1 protein-coding gene is annotated in these 403 nt (G+C 65.0%); it reads right to left on the bottom strand.

Features of this window, described 5'->3' with window-relative positions; genetic code table 11:
- Window positions 1-376, bottom strand: a 376-nt coding sequence (locus G8O24_RS47295; RefSeq protein WP_244646429.1) for an aldolase/citrate lyase family protein, incomplete at its 3' end; no start/stop codon positions are given.
- Window positions 377-403: the final 27 nt, after the last annotated feature.

The raw sequence follows: 403 nt of genomic DNA, 5'->3' as shown, positions 1-403 counted from the left end.
CCCAGGCGTCGATGATGCCGCGGGCCTCCGCGACCTGTTCAGCGTCGGGTGCGAAGACCTCGTTGGCCGGGCCGACCTGGCCGGGGTGAATGAGCGTCTTGCCGTCGAATCCCATGAGCTGGGCCTCACGGCACTGGGAGGTGAATCCCTCAACATCGCGGACGTCGTTGTAGACCCCATCCAGAATGGCGGTACCTGCTGCCCGAGCCGCCAGCATGCACATCTGCAGCGCCGTCACCACCGGGGCGCGGCCAGCCACGTGAGACGCGCGCAGCTCCTTAGTCAGGTCGTTAGTGCCCATGATGAGCACCGTCAGACGGTCGGAGGCCTCAGCGATGTCAAGGCAATCCAGCACCGCCCGTGGGGTCTCGATCATGGCCCATAACTTGACACTCTTATCGGC

Source organism: Bradyrhizobium campsiandrae (genome assembly GCF_014529705.1).
Lineage (GTDB): Bacteria > Pseudomonadota > Alphaproteobacteria > Rhizobiales > Xanthobacteraceae > Bradyrhizobium > Bradyrhizobium campsiandrae.
Note: the sequence above shows the minus strand (reverse complement) of the source record. Positions and strands in the feature narration are given on the sequence as shown.